Source organism: Streptomyces sp. NPDC001599 (assembly GCF_042893535.1).
Taxonomy (GTDB): Bacteria; Actinomycetota; Actinomycetes; order Streptomycetales; family Streptomycetaceae; genus Streptomyces.
Genome location: NZ_JBIAVA010000005.1, coordinates 138,460 through 161,387, shown reverse-complemented (window position 1 = coordinate 161,387; position 22,928 = coordinate 138,460). Strand labels below are relative to the sequence as shown.

General features: G+C 74.3%; 18 protein-coding genes. 9 read left to right on the top strand and 9 right to left on the bottom strand.

Annotated elements, in window-relative coordinates; translation table 11 throughout:
• Nucleotides 1-37: 37 nt before the first annotated feature.
• Complete coding sequence (locus tag ACFYZ3_RS15545; RefSeq protein ID WP_388517178.1) at nt 38-889, bottom strand: hypothetical protein; 852 nt, start codon at nt 887-889, stop codon at nt 38-40.
• A 344-nt stretch (nt 890-1,233) separates the two neighbouring features.
• On the opposite strand from ACFYZ3_RS15545, the gene ACFYZ3_RS15540 reads away from it, so the two are divergent.
• From ACFYZ3_RS15540 to ACFYZ3_RS15520, 5 genes are all read left to right on the top strand, one after another.
• On the top strand, nt 1,234-2,655 hold the full coding sequence (locus ACFYZ3_RS15540) for an APC family permease (RefSeq protein WP_388517176.1): 1,422 nt from the start codon (nt 1,234-1,236) through the stop codon (nt 2,653-2,655).
• Between the two features lie 355 nt (nt 2,656-3,010).
• Nucleotides 3,011-5,662 carry a CocE/NonD family hydrolase gene (locus tag ACFYZ3_RS15535; RefSeq protein ID WP_388517174.1) on the top strand — a complete coding sequence of 884 codons (2,652 nt, stop codon included), beginning with the start codon at nt 3,011-3,013 and terminating at the stop codon, nt 5,660-5,662.
• The gene (locus ACFYZ3_RS15530; protein WP_388517170.1) at nt 5,659-6,558 is read left to right on the top strand and encodes an ABC transporter permease; all 900 of its coding nucleotides are present in this window, start codon (nt 5,659-5,661) and stop codon (nt 6,556-6,558) included. Before ACFYZ3_RS15535 ends, ACFYZ3_RS15530 begins: the two co-directional genes overlap by 4 nt.
• A 147-nt stretch (nt 6,559-6,705) precedes the next feature.
• Nucleotides 6,706-8,304: a von Willebrand factor type A domain-containing protein gene (locus ACFYZ3_RS15525; RefSeq protein WP_388517167.1), complete on the top strand. Its 1,599-nt coding sequence runs from the start codon at nt 6,706-6,708 to the stop codon at nt 8,302-8,304.
• Nucleotides 8,305-8,438: 134 nt separating this feature from the next.
• Nucleotides 8,439-10,367, top strand: a complete 1,929-nt coding sequence (locus tag ACFYZ3_RS15520; RefSeq protein WP_388517164.1) for an AMP-dependent synthetase/ligase — start codon at nt 8,439-8,441, stop codon at nt 10,365-10,367.
• 120 nt (nt 10,368-10,487) lie between these two features.
• Here ACFYZ3_RS15520 and rdlB read toward each other — a convergent pair whose 3' ends face one another.
• Nucleotides 10,488-10,889: a rodlin RdlB gene (rdlB, locus tag ACFYZ3_RS15515; RefSeq protein ID WP_003976081.1), complete on the bottom strand. Its 402-nt coding sequence runs from the start codon at nt 10,887-10,889 to the stop codon at nt 10,488-10,490.
• A 261-nt stretch (nt 10,890-11,150) separates the two neighbouring features.
• Here rdlB and rdlA point away from each other — a divergent pair, with 261 nt between their 5' ends.
• The 3 genes from rdlA (at nt 11,151) to chpA (ending at nt 12,997) form a co-directional block, all read left to right on the top strand.
• On the top strand, nt 11,151-11,546 hold the full coding sequence (gene rdlA / locus ACFYZ3_RS15510) for a rodlin RdlA (protein ID WP_352370135.1): 396 nt from the start codon (nt 11,151-11,153) through the stop codon (nt 11,544-11,546).
• A gap of 286 nt (nt 11,547-11,832) precedes the next feature.
• Nucleotides 11,833-12,060, top strand: a complete 228-nt coding sequence (gene chpD, locus ACFYZ3_RS15505) for a chaplin ChpD (RefSeq protein WP_102929832.1) — start codon at nt 11,833-11,835, stop codon at nt 12,058-12,060.
• Nucleotides 12,061-12,211: 151 nt separating this feature from the next.
• Nucleotides 12,212-12,997 (top strand): LAXTG-anchored chaplin ChpA, encoded by a 786-nt coding sequence (gene chpA, locus ACFYZ3_RS15500; protein WP_388517161.1) that lies wholly within the window; start codon nt 12,212-12,214, stop codon nt 12,995-12,997.
• Nucleotides 12,998-13,085: 88 nt separating this feature from the next.
• Here chpA and ACFYZ3_RS15495 read toward each other — a convergent pair whose 3' ends face one another.
• Nucleotides 13,086-14,384 (bottom strand): ATP-grasp domain-containing protein, encoded by a 1,299-nt coding sequence (locus ACFYZ3_RS15495; protein ID WP_388517158.1) that lies wholly within the window; start codon nt 14,382-14,384, stop codon nt 13,086-13,088.
• A gap of 188 nt (nt 14,385-14,572) precedes the next feature.
• On the opposite strand from ACFYZ3_RS15495, the gene ACFYZ3_RS15490 reads away from it, so the two are divergent.
• The gene (locus ACFYZ3_RS15490; protein ID WP_388517155.1) at nt 14,573-15,781 is read left to right on the top strand and encodes a glycoside hydrolase family 26 protein; all 1,209 of its coding nucleotides are present in this window, start codon (nt 14,573-14,575) and stop codon (nt 15,779-15,781) included.
• A gap of 49 nt (nt 15,782-15,830) precedes the next feature.
• Here ACFYZ3_RS15490 and ACFYZ3_RS15485 read toward each other — a convergent pair whose 3' ends face one another.
• The 6 genes from ACFYZ3_RS15485 to ACFYZ3_RS15460 all read right to left on the bottom strand — a co-directional run bounded on the left by ACFYZ3_RS15485 (nt 15,831) and on the right by ACFYZ3_RS15460 (nt 22,924).
• Nucleotides 15,831-16,979, bottom strand: a complete 1,149-nt coding sequence (locus ACFYZ3_RS15485) for a GNAT family N-acetyltransferase (RefSeq protein WP_388517153.1) — start codon at nt 16,977-16,979, stop codon at nt 15,831-15,833.
• The gene (locus ACFYZ3_RS15480) at nt 16,976-17,695 is read right to left on the bottom strand and encodes a lipopolysaccharide biosynthesis protein (protein ID WP_388517150.1); all 720 of its coding nucleotides are present in this window, start codon (nt 17,693-17,695) and stop codon (nt 16,976-16,978) included. The genes ACFYZ3_RS15485 and ACFYZ3_RS15480 overlap by 4 nt, the downstream gene beginning before the upstream one ends.
• Nucleotides 17,692-18,873: a glycosyltransferase gene (locus ACFYZ3_RS15475; RefSeq protein WP_388517862.1), complete on the bottom strand. Its 1,182-nt coding sequence runs from the start codon at nt 18,871-18,873 to the stop codon at nt 17,692-17,694. Before ACFYZ3_RS15475 ends, ACFYZ3_RS15480 begins: the two co-directional genes overlap by 4 nt.
• A gap of 10 nt (nt 18,874-18,883) precedes the next feature.
• Nucleotides 18,884-19,573: a polysaccharide deacetylase family protein gene (locus ACFYZ3_RS15470; RefSeq protein WP_388517147.1), complete on the bottom strand. Its 690-nt coding sequence runs from the start codon at nt 19,571-19,573 to the stop codon at nt 18,884-18,886.
• A gap of 37 nt (nt 19,574-19,610) precedes the next feature.
• Nucleotides 19,611-21,416 carry a murein biosynthesis integral membrane protein MurJ gene (gene murJ, locus ACFYZ3_RS15465; protein WP_388517145.1) on the bottom strand — a complete coding sequence of 602 codons (1,806 nt, stop codon included), beginning with the start codon at nt 21,414-21,416 and terminating at the stop codon, nt 19,611-19,613.
• Nucleotides 21,417-21,607: 191 nt separating this feature from the next.
• Nucleotides 21,608-22,924: an O-antigen ligase family protein gene (locus tag ACFYZ3_RS15460; protein WP_388517142.1), complete on the bottom strand. Its 1,317-nt coding sequence runs from the start codon at nt 22,922-22,924 to the stop codon at nt 21,608-21,610.
• Between the last annotated feature and the right edge of the window lie 4 nt (nt 22,925-22,928).

Here is a 22,928-nt window from a genome sequence, read left to right as displayed (position 1 = left end):
TCCCGCTCCGGACGGGACGGGGCGCCTTCGCGTCTTCTCAGCCCTGCTGCACCCCGGCGTCCTTCACTTCCTGCGTGAGGTCACCGACCTGGTCGGCGGGCGGGGCGACGATGTCCTTCGTCGCGCCCCACTTGTCGAAGTCCATGGTGACCGTCATGGCTCCGAAGTCCTGCTTCAGGCGAACCGGCAGATCCTTGGCGCCCACCCAGATCTCCATGGTGATCGAGCTGCCGCCGGAGGCGGAGTTGAGCATGCTGTCGGCGCCGCTGAAGGCCTCCTTGAACTTGCCCATGTCCTCTTCGTCGAGCACCGCGCGGTAGTGGGTCGCCGGCTTGCCGTTGACGGTCTCCTTGCCGAGGTTCTCGACGTCACTGGCGTACTTCAGACCCTTCATGGAGTCCGCTGGGCTGCCCTCGCCACCTCCCCCGGCCATCGCGGCGGCACCCGACTCGCCGAATACCGCCGACCCGTCGATCTTCATCCACTCCTTGCCCGCGAGCGGGCCGGCGGGCTGCGGATCGATGTCGTAGTAGTACGCGCCGTCCACGAACAGGGTGCGCACGGTCGGCGAGTCCGTGAGCTCCTGCATCTGCGCGGCCTCGGCGTCCATCTCCACGTCGAGCGCGTAGCCGTCGCCCCAGGAGTACGTGCCGTCCATGGCGATCGGCTCGCCGGTGCCCAGCTCGGTCGTCGTCCTGACCTCGGCGGAGCCCAGCTCCTCGGTCCGGTCGGTGGCCCGGGTGAGGGCCGCCATGATCGTGTCCGCCTTGTCCACGGCCTTGTCGGCCGTCTCGGCCGCCGTCTTCGCGCCCTCCGAGCCGCACGCGGTCGCCGCCACCATCGCGGCCGCCGTGAGCCCCACCCAGGCCGCGGTGTACTTCAGCTTCATGAGTCCCCACCCGTTGCTGCGTTCCTGTGATTCAACTGTGCGAAGGACTCTACCGGGCCCCACCGACAGCCTCCGGATACCGGACGACGGCGGGTTTTTTCGGCCCGTCCCCTACGGTTCCCGCACGGCTCAAACTCCCGTTGCGTCAAGGGTCATGCTGCTGTTTCCGGATGTACAGACGGGTTTGATCAACGGTTTCCGTAGGTAAACACCCATTGACGCGGCGGTTTTCGTCGGGATTCCATCTGGCGTCGGGAGCGGACCAGAACCACGTACGACCCAGCCGCCGGAGGCGATAGCGCTCCCTCGCGAACCACGCCGCACGAGTCGATCGGAACCTCTCCATGACCGACACGCTCCGCCCCGTCGAGACCGCCGCCGCGCCCCCGGACGTTCCGGCACCTCCGGAGCCGAGGACGCTGAAGCGTTCCATCGGGGTCGTCGGCGGCACCCTCCTGACGCTGTCGTGCGTGACCCCCGCCTCCACGCTGTTCGTGGTCGTCCCCGACCTCTTCGGCTCGCTCGGCACCGCCACCGCGCTCACCATTGCCATCGGCTCCGTGCTCTGTGTCGCCGTGGCGTTCTGCTACTCGGAGCTGGGCACCCTCGTCCCCAGCGCGGGCGGCGAGTACGCCATGGTGTCGACGATGGCCGGGCGCCTGGCGGGTTGGCTGGTCTTCGTGCTGTCCCTGCTGGTCGTCATGATCGTGCCCCCGGTGATCGCCATGGGCACGGCCGACTACCTCGAACCGGTCCTGCACCTCGACCCCTCCCTGGCGGGCGCCGGCGTCATGCTGCTCGCCACCCTCGCCGGCCTGCTCGACCTGCGCGCCAACGCCTGGATCACCGGCGTGTTCCTGGTCCTGGAGGTCATCGCCGCGGCCGTCGTCGCGGTGCTGGGCTTCGCCCACGCCGAGCGCGGGCCCGGCAGCCTGGTGTCGATGGAGGTGGGCGCCACGGGCGGCAGTGCGGACCCCGTGACGGCCATGCTGGTCGTCTCCGGGCTCGCCATCGCCCTCTTCATCACCCAGGGCTTCTCCACCGCCGTCTACCTTTCCGAGGAGCTGGAGAACCCGCGCCGCAACGTCGCCCGCACGGTGCTGGCCACCCTCGCCATCTCCACCGTGATCATCCTGGTCCCGGTCGTCGCCATCACCTTCGGCGCCTCCGACCTGGCCGAACTGACCGGCGGCGACATCGGCGCCATGGTCACCGCCTGGTCCGACTCCGCCGTCGGCACCTTCGTGAGCCTGTGCGTGGCGCTCGCCATCGTCAACGCGGGCATCGTCATGGTCATCCAGAACTCGCGCGTGCTGTTCGCCTCCGCCCGCGACAGGGCCTGGCCCGCCCCGGTCAACGGACTCCTCGCCAGGCTCGGCCGGTTCGGCTCCCCGTGGGTCGCCACCCTCGCCGTCGGCGTGCCGGGCGCCGCGCTGTGCTACGTCGACCTCGACACCCTGTACGGCGTCACCGGCGTCTCGGTGACCGCCATGTACCTGCTGGTCGCGGTCGCCGCCCTGCTGTCCCGGCGCGGCGCGCACCGGCACGCGCACGCGTGGCGCATGCCCCTGTGGCCGGTGGTGCCGGTCCTGCTGATCGCGGTCCTCGCCTACGTCCTGACCCAGCAGGAGGCGAGCCACCTGCTGCTGACCGGCTCCATCGCCGCCGTCGCCACCCTGTACTGGGCCCTGTACCTGCGCCCGCGCCGCGACACCCGCTGGCTGGTGACGGTCCCGCAGGACGTCCGCGAGCCCGCGGGACCGTGACGGTCCGCTGACCGCTGTCCGCTGTCCGCTGTCCGCTGTCCGTTGTCCGCTGTCCGCTGTCCGCTGTCCGCCGGTCGCCGGTCGCCGACCGCCGGACCACGACGCCGCCGGGCCGGGACCGCCCGCTGGGCGTGACGGCTCACCGGACGGGACCACTCACCCGCCGGGACGGCCCACGGGGCCGTGACGGCAGCCCGGCTGCTCGGCGGTCTGCCGGACCTTGACCGGCCCGCCGGGCTCCGACCGGCCTACCGCGCCCGTGGTACGCGGGAGCGGCCCCGTACTTCCGTGGGAGGGCCGCCGGTTCAGCCCCGGGGCGGCCCCGGTTGTCGGCGGCGGCCCGTACCGTTGACACATGGATCTTCGACTGCCCCGCGTGCGAGGGCTGCTACGGGGGCCGCGGCGGATGCTCTCCGCCGCGGCCGCCGTCGTCGTGCTCGCCGGCGCCGGGACGTGGACGGCCGTCGCCGGTGACGACCCGGCCCCGGTGCGCCGTGCCGACCGGGTCATGGCGGTGGGCGACGGCGTGCGCCTGGACACCTCGTACTTCACGGCGGGCTCCGGCGGCCGCCGCCCGGCCGTCCTGCTGGCGCACGGCTTCGGCGGCAGCAAGGACGACGTACGGCAGCAGGCCGAGGACCTCGCCCGGGACGGGTACGCGGTCCTGACCTGGTCGGCGCGCGGCTTCGGGAAGTCCACGGGGAAGATCGGGCTGAACGCGCCGGACGGCGAGGTGGCCGACGTGTCCCGGCTGATCGACTGGCTCGCGGAGCAGCCCCAGGTCGAGCTGGACAAGGACGGCGACCCCCGCGTGGGCGTCGCGGGCGGTTCCTACGGCGGCGCGGTCGCGCTGCTCGCCGCCGGGCACGACACCCGGGTGGACGCCGTCGCCCCGGCGATCACGTACTGGAACCTGGCGGACGCGCTCTTCCCGAACGGCGTCTTCAAGAAGCTGTGGGCCGGCATCTTCGTCAACTCCGGCGGCGGCTGCGACCGGTTCGAGGCGGACCTGTGCCGCATGTACCAACGGGTCGCCGAGTCCGGCACGCCCGACGCCGAGGCCGTGAAGCTCCTGGAAGCGCGCAGCCCGCAGGCGGTGGGCGCGCGCATCAAGGTGCCCACCCTGCTGACGCAGGGCCAGACCGACTCCCTCTTCCCGCTCGGCCAGGCCGACGCCGCGGCGAAGGCGATCCGGGCGAACGGCGCCCCGGTGGACGTCGACTGGATCGCGGGCGGCCACGACGGCGGCGACCTGGAGAACGACCGCGTCCAGGCACGCATCGACGACTGGTTCGACCGCTACCTCAAGGACGACGAGGGCGCCGGCACCGGCCCGGCCTTCCGCGTCACCCGCACCGGAGGCGTCGACTCCACCGACGGACAGGCCCAGTTGCGCGGCGCTAGCGCCGACCGCTACCCGGGCCTGACGAACGGACAGCGCTCCGTGCCCCTGCGCGGCCGGGAGCAGAGCGTCGACAACCCGGCCGGAGCCAACCCGCCCGCCGTCTCCGCCCTCCCCGGCATCGGCGGCGCCGGCGGGCTCTCCCAGCTCTCCTCGCTCGGCGTCGGCGTCTCCCTGGACTTCCCCGGCCAGTACGCCGCGTTCGAGTCCGCCCCGGTCGGCGACGACCTGCGGATCACCGGCTCCCCGACGGCCACCGTCCACGTCCGCTCCACCACCGAGGACGCCGTCCTGTTCGCCAAGGTGTACGACGTCGGCCCCGGCGGCACCTCGCCCGTGCTCCCGTCGCAGCTGGTGACCCCCGTGCGCGTCGAGGACGCCAAGGCGGGCAAGGACGTCACGGTCACCCTCCCGGCGATCGACCACGAGGTGCAGAAGGGCCACCGACTGCGCCTGGTCCTCGCCTCCACCGACCTCGGCTACGCCTCCCCGGCCGCCCCGGCGACGTACACCGTCTCCCTCGAGGGCGACCTGAAGGTGCCCACCGCCCCCGGCGTGACGACCGCCGCCGCGCCGCTGCCCGCGTGGGTGTGGTGGCTGCCCCTGGCCGGTGCCGCCGTCGCCCTGGCCCTGCTGTGGACGGGCCGCCGCCGCACCGCCGCGCCCGCACCCGACCCGGCGCTCGCCGAGGTGCCCCTTCAGATCACCGGCCTGAGCAAGCGCTACGCCGGGTCCGCCGAGCGGTACGCGGTGCGGGAGCTGTCCTTCCGCGTGGAGAAGGGGCAGGTGCTCGGCCTGCTCGGGCCCAACGGCGCGGGCAAGACGACCACTCTGCGGATGCTGATGGGCCTGATCAAGCCGGACGAGGGCGAGATCAGGGTCTTCGGCCACGCCATCCGGCCCGGTGCCCCGGTGCTGTCCCGGGTCGGCGCCTTCGTCGAGGGCGCGGGCTTCCTGCCGCACCTGTCCGGCCGGGAGAACCTGGAGCTGTACTGGCGGGCGACCGGCCGCCCGCCCGAGGACGCCCACCTCGACGAGGCCCTTCAGATCGCCGGTCTCGGCGACGCGCTCGCCCGCGCGGTGCGCACCTACTCCCAGGGCATGCGCCAGCGCCTCGCCATCGCCCAGGCCATGCTCGGGCTGCCCGACCTGCTCATCCTCGACGAGCCGACCAACGGCCTGGACCCGCCGCAGATCCGCGAGATGCGCGAGGTGATGATCCGCTACGCGGCGGCCGGCCGCACCGTGATCGTCTCCAGCCACCTGCTGGCCGAGGTCGAGCAGTCCTGCACCCACCTCGTGGTCATGGACCGGGGCCGGCTGGTCCAGGCGGGCCCGGTCGCCGAGATCATCGGCTCCGGCGACACCCTCCTGGTCGGCACCGGCCTGCCCGTGGACGAACCGCTCGTGGACAAGGTCGCCGCCCTGCCCGGCGTCGCCTCGGTCGTGCACACCGACGACGGGCTCCTGGTCCGCCTCGCCCCCGGCGGCACGGCGCCCGGCCTGGTCGCCGAACTGGTCCGGCTGGAGATCCCCGTGGCATCGGTCGGCCCGCACCGCCGCCTGGAGGACGCCTTCCTCACCCTGATCGGAGGTTCCGCATGAGCACGCCCACCAAGCCGGCCACGACCGGACCCGCGCCCGAACCGGCGTCGGCGTCCGACTCCGCGTACGGCTACCGGGCGGGCCGCACGCTGCCCCTGCGGGTGGAGCTGGTGCGCCAGCTCAAGCGGCGCCGCACCCTGGTCATGGGCGCGATCCTCGCCGCGCTGCCGTTCGTGCTCGTCGTCGCCTTCGCGATCGGCGGCGAGCCGGAGGGCCCCGGCGACCGCATCACCCTGATGGACACCGCCACCGCCTCCGGCGCCAACTTCGCCGCCGTCAACCTCTTCGTCTCGGCGGGCTTCCTGCTGGTCGTCCCGGTCGCCCTGTTCTGCGGGGACACCGTGGCCTCCGAGGCGAGCTGGTCCTCCCTGCGCTACCTGCTCGCCGCGCCGGTGCCGCGCGCCCGGCTGCTCGCCTCCAAGCTGGCCGTCGGGCTGGGGCTGAGCCTGGCCGCGATGGTGCTGCTGCCGCTGGTGGCGCTGGCCGTGGGCACGGTCGCCTACGGCTGGGGGCCGCTGGCCATCCCCACGGGCGGTTCGCTCGCCCCCGGCACGGCCGCGCAGCGCCTGGTGGTGGTCGTGGCGTACATCTTCGTGTCCCAACTGGTCACCGCCGCACTCGCGTTCTGGCTGTCCACCCGGACCGACGCACCGCTGGGCGCGGTCGGCGGCGCCGTCGGCCTCACCATCGTCGGCAACGTCCTGGACGCGGTGACCGCGCTCGGCCACTGGCGCGACTTCCTGCCCGCGCACTGGCAGTTCGCCTGGGCGGACGCCGTCCAGCCGAATCCCGAGTGGTCGGGCATGATCCAGGGCACCGCCGTCTCGGTAACGTACGCGCTGGTGCTGTTCGCCCTGGCCTTCCGGGGTTTCGCCCGCAAGGACGTCGTCTCCTAGGTCAACGGAGGATCACCCACCGGTCTCGGCGGGCCGCCCCCGTGCCCGCTTCGAGACACAGCCGTAACACCCCGTGCCGCACGTTTCGCACCGCCGCCCCGTCACAGTCACGTACACCGGCGCCGAACAAGCACAGGGGGACGGACGATGAACCGGTACGGGACCGACGGGAAGCGGGGGCGGCGCGGCACGACCGCACTGCTCGCGCTGACCCTGGCGGGCGGGCTGCTGCTCACCGGCTGCGGGGGGACGGACGACGCGTCGGACGGGGCGAAGGACACCGCGGCCGACTCGCGGGGCGGCTCGGCCCCGATGCCCGCACCCGACCGCCCGCGCGGCGAGGGCGAGCAGCGCTACGACACCGGTACGAGGACCCCCGAGGGGGGCGAGGGCGAGAAGAACGGCGACTCCCGCCAGATCGCGCCCGACCCCGACTACCTGTCCACCTTCGCCCTCGACGTCGACACCGCCTCCTACGGCTACGCCCGCCGCACCCTGTCCGAGGGGCGGCTGCCCGACCCGTCCACGGTCCGCCCCGAGGAGTTCGTCAACAGCTTCCGCCAGGACTACGAACGCCCCGACGGCGACGGCTTCTCGGTGACCGTGGACGGCGCCCGCACCGACGACGAGGACTGGTCGCTGGTCCGCGTCGGCCTCGCCACCCGCACCGCCGAGGGCCAGGACGAACGCCCGCCGGCCGCCCTGACCTTCGTCATCGACATCTCCGGCTCCATGGGTGAACCCGGCCGCCTCGACCTCGCCCAGGAGGCCCTCGGCACCATGACCGACCGGCTCCGCGACGACGACTCCGTCGCGATCGTCACCTTCAGCGACGAGGCCGAGACCGTCCTGCCCATGACCCGGCTCGGCGACCACCGCGGCCGCGTGCACGACGCGATCGACGGCCTGGAGCCGACCGACTCCACCAACCTCGGCGCGGGTGTGGAGACCGGCTACGAGACCGCCGTCGAGGGCCGCCGCGAGGGCGTCACCAACCGCGTCGTCCTCGTCTCCGACGCGCTCGCCAACACCGGCGACACCGACGCGGACACCATCCTCGAACGCATCGCCACCGAGCGCCGCGAGCACGGCATCACCCTCTTCGGCGTCGGCGTCGGCAGCGACTACGGCGACGCCCTGATGGAACGCCTCGCCGACAAGGGCGACGGCCACACCACCTACGTCTCCACCAGCGAGGACGCCCGCGAGGTCTTCTGCGAACAGCTCCCGCGCCACATCGAGCTGACCGCGCGCGACGCCAAGGCCCAGGTCGCCTTCGACCCGGAGACCGTCGCCGAGTTCCGCCTCGTCGGCTACGACAACCGCCAGGTCGCCGACGAGGACTTCCGCGACGACCGCGTGGACGGCGGCGAGGTCGGCCCCGGCCACACCGTCACCGCCCTCTACGCCGTCCGCACCAGGCCGGGAGCCGACGGCCACCTCGCCACGGCCACCGTCCGCTGGCTCGACCCCGACAGCCGCACCCCGCACGAGGAGTCCGGCGACGTGGAGAGCGACGCCCTCGACGACTCCGTCTGGGAGTCGGACCGCGGGCTGCGGGTCACGGCGACCGCGGCCTACTTCGCCGACGCGCTCCGGTCCCCGGGCGGCGACGGCGGCTCCCTGCCGGGCGCACCGGGCCTGTCCGAACTCTCCGAGCGGGCCGACGGCCTGGCGGACCGCACGGAGAACGCGGACCTGCGCGAGCTGGCCGAGGCGATCGAGGACGCGAACCGGCTGACCTGACCCGGCCCCGGGGCGTGGTGCGCCCATTGACGTCTCCTTACGCGTGAGTAAGTTTACTCTGGAGTAAGTTCTAGGCGAGTTCGCAGCCGAGTACACGCGACAGCGCAGCAGTCCGACCGCGACCGGGAGCCGTCATGGGCGTACGCAGGGACCTGAAACGGGCGAGAGAGAGCGGTGACCTGGCGTCCCGCACCAGGACCGAGACCGTCAGGGGCGCGGACGGCACCGTCCGCGAGGCCCGCACCGCAGCCCTCGCGTCCCGCCCCGCCACGGGCAGCACCGCCGACATCCCGTTCACCAACGCCGCCGAGGACCCCGGCGCCGTCGTCCTGCGCCGCGAGGTGGACGGCGCCTGGCGGCCCGTCACCGCCGCCGAGTTCGCCCGCGAGGTCACCGCCGTCGCCAAGGGGCTGATCGCCGCCGGTGTGGAACCAGGCGGCCGGGTCGCCGTCATGTCCCGCACCCGCTACGAGTGGACGGTCCTGGACTTCGCGATCTGGGCGGCCGGCGGCCAGACCGTCCCGGTGTACCCCACCTCCTCGGCCGACCAGGTCGAGTGGATCGTCCGCGACTCCGGCGCCCGGTACGCCGTCACCGAGACCGCCGCCAACACCGCCACGGTCCGGGCCGGCACGGCCGACCACCTCAAGCACCCGCGCGTCTGGGAACTGGACGCCGGCGCGCTCGCCGACCTCACCGCCCTCGGCCGGGGCGTGAGCGACGAAGAGGTCACCAAGCGGCGCACCGCGCTGACCCCGGACACGGTCGCCACCGTCTGCTACACCTCCGGCACCACCGGCCGCCCCAAGGGCTGCGTCCTCACCCACGCCAACCTGCACGCCGAGGCCGCCAACACGGTCGAGCTGCTGCACCCGATCTTCAAGGAGGTCACCGGCCAGCGGGCCTCGACCCTCCTCTTCCTGCCGCTGGCCCACATCCTGGGCCGCACCATCCAGATCTCCTGCCTGCTGGCCCGCATCGAGATCGGCCACTTCCCGAGCATCAGGCCCGACGAACTGCGCCCCGCGCTCAAGTCGTTCCGGCCGACCTTCCTGGTCGGCGTCCCGTACCTGTTCGAGAAGATCCACGACACCGGCCGGGCGACCGCCGAGAAGATCGGCCGCGGCGCCTCCTTCGAACGCGCCCACCGCCTCGCCGTCCGCTTCGGCGCCGCCCACCTGGACCGCTTCCTCGGCCGCGGCAAGGGCCCCACCCCCGGCCTGTGGGCCGGCTGGGCCCTGTACGACCTGCTGGTCTACCGCCGGGTGCGCAAGGAACTGGGCGGCCGGATGCGCTACGCCATCAGTGGCGGCTCCCCGCTGGAGAGCGAACTCAACCTGTTCTTCTACGCCGCCGGAATCATGATCTACGAGGGCTACGGCCTGACCGAGACCACCGCGGCCGCCACCATCGTCCCGCCGCTCGGCCCCCGCCCCGGCACCGTCGGCCCGCCGGTCCCCGGCACCGCCGTGCGCATCGCGGACGACGGCGAGGTGCTCGTCAAGGGCGGCATCGTCTTCGGCGCCTACCGGGGCAACCCCGAGGCCACCGACGCGGCCCTCACCGACGGCTGGTTCGCCACCGGCGACCTCGGCTCCCTCGACGCCGACGGCTACCTCACCATCACCGGACGCAAGAAGGACCTCCTGGTCACCTCCGGCGGCAAGAACGTCTCCCCGGCCGTCCTGGAGGACCGTCTGCGCAGCCGCCCGCCCGTCGCCCAGTGCCTGGTCGTCGGCGACAACCGGCCCTTCGTCGCCGCCCTGATCACCCTCGACCCGGACGCCGTCGCCCACTGGCTGGCGGTGCGCGGGCTGCCCGCGAAGACGCCGATGTCCGAGGTCGTACGGGACGAGAGGATGCGGGCGGACGTCCAGAAGGCCGTGGACCACGCCAACGCGGCCGTCTCCCGCGCCGAGTCGATCCGCGCCTTCCGGCTGGTCGAGGGCGAGTTCACCGAGGAGAACGGCCTGCTGACCCCGTCCCTGAAGGTGAAACGGCACGCGGCCGTCGCGGCGTACGCGGACGACATCGAAGCGCTGTACACGACGCCGGGCCGCTGATCGGCGACCCGGCGACCCAACGACCAGGCGACCCGGCGCCCGGGCACGCGGGCATGCGGGCATGCGGGCATGCGAAAGGGCGGGCCGCCGAAGTGCTCGGCGGCCCGCCCCGGGGCGATGTCAGCCCTTGCCGCCCTCGCCGTTGGAGGACAGGATCGAGACGTCCTCCAGGAGGTGGGCCAGCGCACCGTCGCGCTTGGCCTGCGTCGAGTTCTCGGCGCACTGCTGGTTCATGTCGTCGCCCAGGACGTTGAGGTCCTGGATCGGCACGAGGCCGATGACACTGACCGGGATGTCGCTGACGGCGATGCACGGCTTGTTGAAGGAGCCCTGGATGAGCGCCATCTGCGGGCTCATGTTGCCCGTGGTCATCGAGTTGCCGAAGTACTGCGAGGCGCCGTTCCCGTTGGCCGAGACGGGTCCGCTGTCGTCGCCGATCGCCATCGCCTGCGGGGCCGCGGCAGCGGAGGCGCCCATGACGGAGGCGGCGATCGCCGCGTAGGCAACTACCTTCTTGATCACTGGCCAGTCCTTTCTGAGGAAACCCCGTCCACCGGAGCTCACTGGTCAACTCCGTGGGTCCGGTCGGGTTTCTCCCGTTCACTCCGTCGGCGGACAACGGGAAATGTGTACGGGTCCGCGTTCCACCCGGGATTCCGGGGATTTTTGCGGCGTTTTTGAGATCCCGTGCGGGCCAACCGGGTGAACGCCCGCAACCAATCATCGCGCACCGGGTTGATGAGGCCGTAGGACAGTGCGTCGCTACGACGAAAGGAACGCGAAGTGCTCAAGAAGGCAATGGTCGCCGCGGCGGCTGCCGCTTCTGTGATCGGCATGTCGGCTGCCGCCGCTCCCCAGGCCCTGGCCATCGGGGACGACAACGGGCCGGCCGTGGCCAACGGCAACGGCGCCACCTCGGCGTTCGGCAACTCGGCCACCAAGGGCGACATGAGCCCCCAGCTGTCGCTGGTCGAGGGCACGCTGAACAAGCCGTGCCTCGGTGTCGAGGACGTCAACGTCGCCGTCATCAACCTCGTCCCGATCCAGGACATCAACGTCCTGGCGGACGACCTGAACCAGCAGTGCGCGGACAACTCCACGCAGGCCAAGCGTGACGGCGCCCTGTCGCACGTCCTCGAGGACCTGTCGGTGCTGTCGGCGAACGGCGAGGGCCGCTGAGCCCAGCCCAGCCCGGACGGGCGGCCCGCTGACTTCCGCGTGGGCCGCCCGGCCGTGAACGGGACGGGAATTCGCCGGTGAGCGGAACGACGTCGTCGCTCTCCTGGGGGAACGGCCGGACCGGATCGTGAGGCATCCGAGTGAATTTCGGGGTGTCCCACGTTCATTAGTTTCCCCGGCCGTCAATTCCTCGTTTGCAGGCTGCAGGTCATGGTGCGAGCCGTCAATGCTGTGCTCGCGCGGTTTCGGCCGTCATTCAGGCATGACCGCAGAGAAGGGAAAGTTCATGAAGAAGAGCGCTGCTGTCGTCGCGGGCGCGATCATGGCCCTCGGCATGGCCGCCCCGGCCTTCGCCGACGGACACGCCGAGGGGGCCGCTGTCGGCTCCCCGGGGGTCCTGTCCGGCAACGTCGTCCAGATTCCGGTGAACGTCGACGCCAACGTGTGCGGCAACACCATCAACGTCGTTGGTCTGCTGAACCCCGCGTTCGGCAATGTGTGCGTGAACGACTGACGCAGTTCCGCACCGACCGGCTGCGTCACGGCCGGCCTTGGCCAACTCGTTTGGTTCGGGGCCGGCTTTTCCCCTTTCTGCAGCCCGTCCCCCCGGAGCGTTCTCCGGCCATCTCTCATCTCTCATCTCTCCAAGCAGGAAGACAACCAGAGTGCGACAGACCCTGAGCAGGGGGATGGTCGCGGCTGCCGCCGCGACGGGCATCCTTTCCCTGTGCGGCAGCCCCGCCCTTGCCGACTCGCATGCGGACGGGGCCGCCACGAACTCGCCGGGCGCCGTGTCCGGCAACGCCCTCCAGGTCCCCGTCGACGTGCCCGTGAACGCCTGCGGCAACACCGTCGACGTGATCGCCGCCCTGAACCCGGCCTTCGGCAACGAGTGCGAGAACACCTCGGACGAGAAGACCGACGGCAGCGGCGGCGGATACGGCGAGGACCCGTCGGAGGCCTCGTCCTCGTCCTCGACCTCGGCCTCCTCGTCCGGTTCCCACGCGGACGGCGCGACCGAGGGCTCGCCCGGCGTCGGTTCCGGCAACAACGCGCAGGTCCCGGTCGACGTGCCGGTCAACCTCTGCGGCAACACCGTCGACGTGATCGCCGCGCTGAACCCGGTCTTCGGCAACAAGTGCGAGAACGAGGCGGAGGAGCCCCCCGGCTACGGCGAGGAGGAGCCGCCGCCCCCCACCACGCCGCCCGGCTACGGCGAGGAGGAGCCCCCGCCGCCCACCCACGAGGAGCCGCCGCCGTCCTACGGCGAGGAGGAGCCCCCGCCGCCGTCCGAGGAGGGGCACACCCCGCCGGCTCCCCAGACGGAGCAGCCGCCCGCCCTGGCCGAGACCGGCAGTGAGGGCACGCTGGGCGCCGCGGCCGCCGGTGCCGTGCTGATCGCGGGCGGAGCGATCCTGTACCGCAGGGGCCGCGCCCTCACCGGCCGCTGACCTCACCAGCCCGTCCCGACGCCCCCGGCCGGCCCTCATGGGCCACCGGGGGCGTCGTCGTCGCCTCCGCCCCGGGTGGGCGGGCGGCTCAGCGGCTGCGCGCCCGGTCCTCGTCCGGGCGGTCGGCGTGGTCCGCCGGCGGGGCGGAGGCCTGGCGTACGACGCGGACGCCGGCCGGCGCCGAGGTGCCCGGCCGGGACCCGCCCCGGTGCACGCGGTCCCGCAGCCGGGCGCTCACGTGGCGGCCCCACAGGGCCCACAGCGCCCGGCCCGGCGCCCGGTCGTCCCGGGCGTGCCAGGCCAGCTCGCGCCCCCCGTGTGCCTCGCGGGCCGGACGCAGCGCGCTCAACGGCGCGTAGTTCTCCACCACGAACGCCCGCCCGGGCCGCGGCGCCCCCTGAGGCAGCGGGCGGTGGGTCAGGTCCAGGTGCAGGGCCCGTACGACGTCCAGTCCCGCGGTGTCGGCGAAGAGCCGGAACTGGGCGCCGGGGCGCGGATTGAAGTCGAGCAGGTGATAGCGGCCCGTCGTGCCGCAGCGACGGAAGTCGAGGTCGAAGACGCCCCGGTAGCCCAGCTCCGCGGTGACCCGCTCGGAGAGCGCCTGCACCTGCGGGTTCGGCGTCCAGCGGCCCACCGCCGTCAGACCGGCGCCGCGCGGCCTGGCCCGCGTCTTGCGGCCGGGACCACCCGCCCGGACCGTGCCGAAGCGGTCGGCGTACCCGTGGAAGAACCAGTCCCGGTCGGGGCCCGGCGGCAGGTATGCCTGCAGCAGCAGCCTGCTGCCCGCCTCCTCGGCCCGCAGGTACAGCTCCCCGGCCTCCCGCGCCGAGCGCACCAGCACCGTGCTGCGCAGCCCGCCGCCCGGGGGCACCAGCCAGGGGCGGCTCCACTTCGCCACCACCGGCAGGCCCAGCCGCCACGCCGCACGCGCCGCCTCCGCCGCGCCGTCCGGGACCAGCGTCTCGGGGTGCGGGACGTCCAGCGACGCGCACACACCGGCCAGTTCGGCCTTGTCGGCCACCCGGGCGGGCAGCTCGCCCGGCTGGTCGGGCAGCAGAAACAGGTGGGCCAGCTCCGCCCGCGCCCGGCCCACCGCCACGGCACAGGCGTCGTCCATCGGAATCAGCACGGCGGGCCGCGCGATCCGCGCGGCGACGCCGCGCAGCGCCGCCGCGATCTCGGCGGGCGGCGCGCCGGGCGGCGGCGGGGTGTGCAGCCCGCTCAGGTAACGGGAGGCGCGGACCGGGCTGTCCGCGCAGTCGGCGACCACGTGCACGTCCACCCCCGCGCGGCCGAGCGAGCGCACGGCACCCAGCGTTCCGTGGTGAAAGGGGTTCCGGTCGATCCGCAGCAGAACGGCGGGGACACGGGTGTCGAACAGCGACACGGGAGACTTCCTTCGGATTCGGGCTGGTTCGAGCGGATGCCGATTCGGTTCACCGGTGCGGGCGATCGGCGCACTCGAAAGCCGTAACAGCGGTGGCGTGACGGCATTTCATATGACTGGCTGTCAATAACGGGGAGCGATGCACGGCGAAGGACCAGAGAAGGACCAGAGAAACAAAGGAGGCCGGTATGGCCGCACGGCAGTCACGGACCCGGTCCGGGCGGCGTCCGGCGCGCGCCGCGGCGGCGGTGATCGCGGCGGCGGCGTTCCTGGCCGCGGGCCCCGGCGCCGCCGCCGGTGAACCGGCCGCACCCGAGCCCGGCCCCAAGCCCGGCCCCGCCTTCGGCGCCTACCTGGACTACGGCCCGCGCGGCGTGGCCCGGATGGCCGCGCTGAGCCACTGGCTGGGCGGCGCCGAACTGCGCGTCGGCCACACCTACCTGCCCGGCGACCGCTGGAGCAACATCGAGGGCGCCCCCGGCTTCCTCGACGTGTGGGCCGACTGGCGCACCCGCAAGGCCGACCGGATGCTCGTCCTCAACGTGCCCATGATGGAGCGCAACGAGGAGCACGTCGACGACGACGAGGTGCGCGACCTGCTGCGCCAGGGCGCCGCCGGACGCTTCGACCACCACTTCCGCGCCCTCGCCGAACGCCTCGTCGCCCTCAAGGTGCCCGACACGGTCCTGGTGCTCGGCTGGGAGATGAACGGCACCACCTACACCCACCGCTGCGGACCGGACCCCGAGGCGTGGAAGACGTACTGGAACCGGATCGTCACCACCATGCGCGCGGTGCCCGGCCAGAGGTTCCGGTTCGACTTCGCGCCGAGCCGCGGCCGGGACGCCGTGCCCTGGACCCAGTGCTATCCCGGTGACGCCACCGTGGACATCATCGGCATGGACTCCTACGACCAGCCGCGCGGGATGTCGTTCGACGAACAGGTGAAGGAGCCGTACGGGCTCCAGGCGCACGTGGACTTCGCGAAGGCGCACGGCAAGCCCGTCTCCTACCCGGAATGGGGACTGTTCCGCAACGGCGACAACGCCGCCTACATGCGGCGCATGCTCGCCTGGATGGACGAGCACAAGCCCGTGTACAACACGGTCACCGACTACTGCCCGCACGGCGTGTGGCAGTGCGACGACAATCCCCGCTCCACGGCCGTCTACCGGTCCGTGCTCTTCGGCCGCACCGACGAGCCCGAACCGACGGCCCCGACACCCCCGGAGCCCACCAGCCCCACCACTCCCACCGCGCCGCCCGTGCCCCCGGTGCCGTCCACCGTGCCCGAGCCCCCGGTCGGCTGCTCGCCGCTGGAGCTGGGCGACTGGGTCGAGTACTGGCTCGGCGGAAAGCTGTGCATGCGCCTGGACTGGTACGCGCGGGACAAGTAGCGGGACGAGCGGCGGTGTGCGGAGGGTGCCGCGGTGGCGGCCGGCCCGGTCAGGTGCCGCCACCGTCATGCTCCCTCCGCTCCGCCCGCCGCCGCAGCAACTCCTTGCCCCGCCGTCGGGCGGCGGCGTCGGCCAGCGCCGCCGCCAGCAGCGGGGCCGTGCGGCGGCGGGCCAGCAGCAGCCGCTGGTTCGGCACCGGCTCCGGGCGCCAGTGGTGCTTGTACGGCTCGTTGCCGCGCAGCAGGCTGAGCGTGCCGCGCCCCGGGGCACGGGCGTACTCGGCGCACGTGTCCAGCAGCATCACCGCCACGTCCGCCTTCCGCTCCCGCAGCCGGGGATGCGCGCCGTACAGATAGCCCCCGGCCAACCGGTGGGACAGCAGCGTCACGTCCACGGCCACCACCTCGTCGGCCATCCGGAACTCGGTGACCACCGCGTCCCCGGACCGCACCATCGGCCCCACCGCCCCCACCAGGTGCTCGCGAAAGCGGGTCCGCAGGTGCTCGCCGGTCACCTTCCGCCCCCGCCACTGCAACCGGTGCAGGTCCAGGAGCCGGCCCAGCGCCGCCTCCGTCTCGCCGGGCAGGACGGGACGGCCCTTGACGCCGAGCGCGTCCAGACGGCGCAGCTGGGCGCGGACCCGCTGCCTGGCCTTGGCCGAGGGCAGCCGGGCGACCAACTCGTCCATCGGCAGGGCGGGCAGCTCCAGGCAGAGCGAGTCCGCGAGCCGGTGCCGTGGCCCGTGCCAGTGCGTGTAGAGCCGTTCGGCGGCGGCGCCCGGCCGTACCTCGCGCAGGTCGACCAGCGCGGTGCGGGCCACCGCCGCGACGCCCACCGCGAGCGCGGCCACCGCGTCCGGGCCGCGCTCGTCGGCCAGCAGGACGTCCCCGTAGTCCGAGATCGCCCCGCCGAGCGGCACCAGCGCCGGAACCGGGCGCCGTACGAGCGTCAGCGGCGCCGCGCCGACCAGTTCACCGCCCTCGCGGGCCAGCACCAGGCGCAGCCGCCCGGCCGAACCGTACGCACGCCACCAGGAGAGCAGCCAGGCGTGGCTCTGGAACGGGGTCGCGGCCGCGCACCGGTCGTACAGCCGCCGCCACTGCGGGGCCAGCTCGGCGAAGGCGTCCTCGTCGGTGACCAGTTCGATGGTGTGGCCGGGCGGGAGCGTGCCCGGACACGGCCGCCCGCGGTGCGTCACAGCTGTCCGCGGACGTCGGCCGCCGACGCCGGTCCGGGTACGGGCGCCGCCGCGCGGCCGGGCTCCCGTGCGGCGCGGCGCGGCCGGACCAGCAGGGCCAGCCCGCCGAGGAGTCCGCCCGCGCTCGCGCCCACCAGGGACGTCATTGCGGTGGACGCCGAGGACGGCTCGGTGGGCTCGGTGGCCCGGGCGAACTGCCGCAGTTCCACGTGGGTGTCGTCGGCGGAGTCCGCCGCGTGCCGGGTCAGGGCGCGGGCGACGGCGTTGGCCATGTCGGCGGCCTCCTCCGGGTCGGCGGAGGTGGCCGTCACCGAGACCATCGGCGCGTCCGGCGAGGTCGCGGTGCGCACGCTCCGCTCCAGGGTCGCCACCGGCACGTGGGCCCACATCTGGGCGTCCCCGAGCACCGCGAGCTGTGTCGCGACCCGGCCGTAGGCCTGCGCGAAGCCCAGCGCGGACGCCGGGTCGGACTGGTCTGCGGGGACGGCGACGACGTAACCGGTCGCCGTGTACTGCGGGGTGGTGAGCAGGCCGTACCCGGCGCCGAGCAGCCCGCCGGCGAGGACGCCGGCCGCGAGCGGGGACCACGGCGGCAGGGAGCGCAGGCGGCGCGGGACGTGGCGCAGGGCGGCCCGGGCGCGGCGCGGGCGCGCGGGAGGTGCGGGCCCGTCGTCCGTCGCGGGTCCGGCCGGGGACTGGGTGAGGGGCTCGGTCATGCGGGGGTGACTCCCTGGGATGCCGGGAACGGGGACGACGGGGGCGGGGGCAGCGGTCGGGTGAGGGCGGTCGCGTACACGTCCATCAGCCGGGCGGCGCTGCGGGTGACGCAGTAGTGGCGGGCCGCCTCGGGTGCGATGCGCATGCCGGGGACCGGGCCGTGGGACGCGCGGGTCTCGGCGAGGGCGCGCGCGAACTCCCCGGCGCCGCCGACGACCCGCCGTGCCGTGGGCGCCGCCCCGGGGGGCAGGTCCTCGATCGCCGGGCAGGAGGCGTACAGCACCGGCAGCCCCGACGCGAGCCCCTCCACGGCGGCCAGGCCGAAGGCCTCCTCCGGCGACGGCGACGCGAGGACGTCCATCGCGGCGGCGAGGGCCGGCAGGTCGGGGCCGGGGGAGCCGTCGGGGAGGCAGGGGCGTTCGCCGGTGAGCAGGACCCGGTCGGCGACCCCGGCCTCGCGGGCGGTGCGGCGCAGCAGGTGCTCCGCCGGGCCGCCGCCGACCAGCAGCAGCCAGCAGTCGGGCGGGAGCAGGGCCAGGGCCCGGACCAGGACGTCGAAGCGTTTGGCCGCCGCCAGCCGGCCGACGCCGCCGACGACGTACGCGCCCTCGGGCAGGCCGAGGCGGCGCCGGGTGCGCAGCCGCCGGAGCGGGTCGAAGCGGAAGCGGGCCAGGTCGATGCCGTTGGGCACCACTTCGATGCGGGGCGCGGGCACGCCCCAGCGGCGCAGCCGGTCGGCGACGGTGGGGGAGACGGCGACCGTGGCGCTGCCGAGGCGCTCCCCGGCCAGGTACAGGGCGCGGACGCCCGGGGTGAGCGGGCGGCCCTCCATCTGGGAGTCGCCCAGGGAGTGTTCGGTGGCGACGACCGCGCGCACCCCGGCCAGCCGGGCGGCGACACGGCCGTAGAGGCAGGCGCGGTAGAGGTGGGTGTGCACCAGGTCGTAGCCGCCGGTGCGGATCAGGCGGGCCAGGCGGGGCAGCGCGGCCAGGTCGCGGTTGCCGGCCATGCCGAGGTGGACGACGTGCACGCCGTCGGCCAGCAGCCCGTCGGCGACCGGGCCGGGGTTGGTGAGCGTCACGACGTCGCAGTCGACGGGCAGATGACGCAGGAGCAGCCGCAGCTGCTGCTCGGCGCCGCCGACGCCGAGACCCGTGATGATGTGCAGGGCCTTCACGTCCGCCACCTCACACTCCCGCCGCGGCCCGGCGGCGCAGGCGGTGCAGCCGGGTCTTCAGCAACAGCCGTACGGGTGTGTCGTTCTGGCCCACGTGCACCCGCGGCAGGGCGTACGGGCCGGTCAGCGGGCCGGGGTCGATGGCGCAGGCGTAGCCGTAACCGGCGGCGCGCACGGCGTCGGCGGCGCGGGCGTCGACCGTGCCGTACGGATAGCAGAAGCCGGCGACCGGCGCGCCGGTCAACTCCGTGAGCAGTGCTCTGCTCCCGGCGGTCTCGGCGCTCAGCACGGTGTCGTCCGCCGTGGTGAGGTCGACGTGGGTGAGGCCGTGCGAGCCGATCTCGACGCCCTCGGCGGCGGCCCGCCGGATGCCGTCGGCGGTCAGCAGCGGCTTGCGCGGGCCCAGCGGGTCCCAGGAGTTGACGCCGCCGAGCCGCCCCGGCAGCACGAACAGGGTCGCCCCGCAGCCGTGGCGCCGCAGGCACGGCAGCGCGTGCTCGACGAAGTCGGCGTACCCGTCGTCGAAGGTCAGCCCCACCAGGTCCCGGCCACCGCCGCGGGCGCGGGCGGCCAGCAGCTCGCCGACCGGCACGCCGCGCAGCCCGCGGCGCCGCAGCCAGCCCAGCTGCGCGTCCAGCCGGTCGGGCGTGACCGTGATGCGGTACGGGTCGTCCGAGCGGTCGCCGACGGAGTGGTACATCGCCACCCAGGGGACGGGGCCGGGGCCGGGACGGGCGTCAACAGTCGGTGTCGCGGAAGGGGAACCGGAAGCGGAAACGGCCATGAGGGAGCCTTCGGGTAGGGAGCCTTCGGGTGGAGAACCTTCGTGTGACGGGGTGGAGGAGACGGACGGGACGGACCGGCCCCGGGGCGGCGGGGCCGGTCCCGCGGGCGCCCAGGGCGAGGGTCAGGACGACGAAGACACCGCCGACGGCCGTGGCGCCGACGGCCAGTGCGAGACCGGCCCGCGCGGCCTCGGCCGACGCGCCCCCGGGGCCGGTGACCCGGTCCGCCGCCAGTGCGCCCGCGCCGGTCGCCACGGCCGCCGCCAGCAGGGGACGGCCCAGGTCGCCCAGGACCCGCCGGACCCGCACCGGCACACTGCGCGGGCCCGTCCCGGCGAGCAGCAGGGCGGCGGTGACCGTGATGCCGGCGGCGTTGGCGGCGGCGATGCCGGTCACGCCCCACGGGCCGACCGCGGCGGCACCGGCCACGGCGGTGGCGGTGACGCCGACACCCATCGCGCCGAACGGGTACCAGGAGGCACGGCCCGCGCAGAAGTAGGACCGGGCCAGCGCGCCCACCACGGTCTGGCCGAGCAGCCCGAGGGCGTACACGCGCATGACGCCCGCGGTCGCCGCCGTGTCCGCCGCCGTGAACGCGCCGCGCTGGAAGAGCAGTTGGACGATCTGCGGTGCGCAGGCGACGACGGTGGCCGCGCCGAGGAGCACCAGACGGGCCGCCAGCGCCACGTCCCGCTCGACCCGGTCGCGGGCCCGTTCCGTGTCGCCGTCGGCCAGCGCGCGGGCGACCACCGGGAAGGTGACCGTGCACAGCATCAGCGACAGCGTCATGGGGATCTGGGCGACCTTCTGCGCGTAGTTCAGGTGCGAGATGGCCCCGGAGGGGAGCCCGGAGGCGAGGAAACGCTCGATGAGCACCTGGGACTGGCGGCACAGGGCGAACAGCAGGACGGTGGCGAACAGGGCGAGGGCGAGGGGACGCGCCTCGTCCCCGGTGCCCGGCGGACGCCCGCCGCCGCCCCGGCGGCGCAGTTGCCCGAGCAGCGAGGGCAGTTGCGCCACCACCATCAGGACACCGCCCACCGCGACCCCGACCGCCGCCGAGCGCACCCCCCAGCGCCCGCCGAGCACGAACATCGCCGTGATGATGCCGGTGTTGTAGGCGACGTAGATCGCCGCCGGTGCCAGGAAACGCCGGTGCGCCCGCAGCGCGGCGCTGCAGTACCCGGCGAGCCCGAAGCTGAGGACGCAGGTGGCGGTGAGCCGGGTGCAGTCCACCGCGAGGGCGTGGTCGGGCAGCCCCGGTGCCAGGGCCCTGACCAGCACCGGCGCGGCCACGGCGACCAGTGCACCGGTGGCGGCGAAGGCCAGGGCCAGCCGGGGCAGCGTCGAGGCGACCAGTGCGCGGACCTGGTCGCCGGGGGCGCCCCGGGCGCGGCGGGCCAGCGCCAGGCTGAACATCGGGACCAGGGCGAAGGCCAGCCCGTCCTCGATCAGCAGCGTCGCCGCGAACTCCGGCACCGTCCACGCCACCAGGAAGGCGTCCGTCTCGCTGCCGGCCCCGAACAACCGGGCCAGCGCCTGGTCCCGGACCAGCCCGAGCACCGACCCGGCCACCGAGAGCACGGCCGTCACGAGCGCGGCGCGGGCGAGGAAGCCCCCTGAGGACCGCCTCTCCTCGGCGGCGTCCGTGGTGTCCGGGGGCGGTGCGGTGACGCGGGCGCCGACGTGCGGTGCGTGGTCCAGGGTGGTGGCGGTGGCTGCGGTGGCTGCGGTGGTGGCTGTGGCCGCGGTGCTCATGGCGCCCGCAGTGCTCGTGGCGCCTGCGGTGTCCGCGGTGTCCGCGGTGCCTGCGGTACCCGCGATGCTCGTGGCGCCCGCGGTGCTCGTGGCGCCCGCGGTGCTCGCCTCCGGCGCGGAGGTGCGGGCCGGTGGGACGGCGTCCCCGACCGTACCGTCCGTACCGCCTGTCCCTCTCGTCCCGTGCGCCGTCAACGCTCGGCCACCTCCTGGGTCTGGAAGCCGAGCGCCCACCAGGCCGCCAGCCCGAAGCAGACCGCCGTCAGCACGGTCGACGGCCCGCCGATGTCGGCGTACGCGAAGTCGGTCAGCTGCCACACCAGCAGCCCGCAGGCGACCAACGCGCAGTCCGGCACCGCCCCGTGTTCCCGGCGTGCGGCGCGCAGCCTGCGCAGGCCCAGCACGAGGAGCGCCAGCCAGCTCCCGGCCAGCGCAAGCAGCCCGATCAGTCCCTGCTCGGCCAGCACCAGCAGATACATGTTGTGCGGGGACAGCAGCGGCTGCCTGCGGTACCCGGCACCCGCGCCGTCCGTCTCGCTGCCCGAGGACAGCGCCAGGGAGGCGTGCGCGTCACGGTGTTCGGGGAAGCCCTTCAGGCCCACGCCGGTCAGCGGCCGCTCCCGCCACATCCCGGCCGCCGCCGCCCACATCGTGTACCGGTCGGTCACCGACTGGTCGGGGGCGTCGGCGACCCGCGTGATGGAGCCGACCCGCTCCTGGAGCATCGCCGTACCCACTCCGAAGCCGCCCACCAGCACCACCGCCGCCGCGACCGCGGCCGCCCCCACCGCCAGCGCCCTGCGCACCCCCGCGAGCAGCAGCTGCACCCCGCACGTCACCGCCGTCGCGATCCACGCCCCGCGGCTGAACGACAGGGCGAGCGGCAGCAGCAGGACCAGCGCGCACCCGGCGGCGAGCAGCCGCTGCCGCCCCGGTGTGCGGCCCAGCGCCAGTCCGACCGCGCAGACCAGCCCCAGGGAGACCACGGTCGCCATCCCCATCACGTCCTGCGGCCCGAAGGTGCCCACCGCCCGGATCCGCTCGCCCTGGTAGGAGGCTCCGGTCCCGGTCACGTACTGGTGCACCCCGACCGCCCCCTGCCACAGGGCCAGCCCCACCATCGACCAGGTGAGCAGCCGTACGCCCGCCCGGTCGCGGACGAGCAGCAGGACGGCGGCCGGGACCAGGACGAAGACCTGGAGGTAGCGGCCGAGGCCCGCAAGCCCGGCCCCCGGCGACACGGCACCCGCCGCGGCGACCGCGAGGCCGAGCACGGGCAGCCCGAGCACCACGGCCGCCGTACGGGACAGGGGGCGCCGCCGGTCCCGTACCAGCCGCAGCGCGCAGTACAGCACCGCCAGCGCGGAGACCGCGTCGGCCGGGTGCGCGCCGCCACCGTCGTCCGGGGCGAGCGGCAGCGCGAGCAGCGCGATGACCGCGACCACGGCCAGTACGGGCGGCAGCCGCCGTACGCGCGCCGTCGGCCGGAGGGGCAGGGCGTGGGCCACCTGG

Coding starts and splice junctions, on each gene's coding strand:
- ACFYZ3_RS15545 (WP_388517178.1), bottom strand. CDS start 889: ATGAAGCTGAAGTACACCGCGGCCTGGGTGGGGCTCACGGCGGCCGCG.
- ACFYZ3_RS15540 (WP_388517176.1), top strand. CDS start 1,234: ATGACCGACACGCTCCGCCCCGTCGAGACCGCCGCCGCGCCCCCGGAC.
- ACFYZ3_RS15535 (WP_388517174.1), top strand. CDS start 3,011: ATGGATCTTCGACTGCCCCGCGTGCGAGGGCTGCTACGGGGGCCGCGG.
- ACFYZ3_RS15530 (WP_388517170.1), top strand. CDS start 5,659: ATGAGCACGCCCACCAAGCCGGCCACGACCGGACCCGCGCCCGAACCG.
- ACFYZ3_RS15525 (WP_388517167.1), top strand. CDS start 6,706: ATGAACCGGTACGGGACCGACGGGAAGCGGGGGCGGCGCGGCACGACC.
- ACFYZ3_RS15520 (WP_388517164.1), top strand. CDS start 8,439: ATGGGCGTACGCAGGGACCTGAAACGGGCGAGAGAGAGCGGTGACCTG.
- chpD (WP_102929832.1), top strand. CDS start 11,833: ATGAAGAAGAGCGCTGCTGTCGTCGCGGGCGCGATCATGGCCCTCGGC.
- ACFYZ3_RS15490 (WP_388517155.1), top strand. CDS start 14,573: ATGGCCGCACGGCAGTCACGGACCCGGTCCGGGCGGCGTCCGGCGCGC.
- ACFYZ3_RS15480 (WP_388517150.1), bottom strand. CDS start 17,695: ATGACCGAGCCCCTCACCCAGTCCCCGGCCGGACCCGCGACGGACGAC.
- ACFYZ3_RS15470 (WP_388517147.1), bottom strand. CDS start 19,573: ATGTACCACTCCGTCGGCGACCGCTCGGACGACCCGTACCGCATCACG.
- murJ (WP_388517145.1), bottom strand. CDS start 21,416: ATGAGCACCGCGGCCACAGCCACCACCGCAGCCACCGCAGCCACCGCC.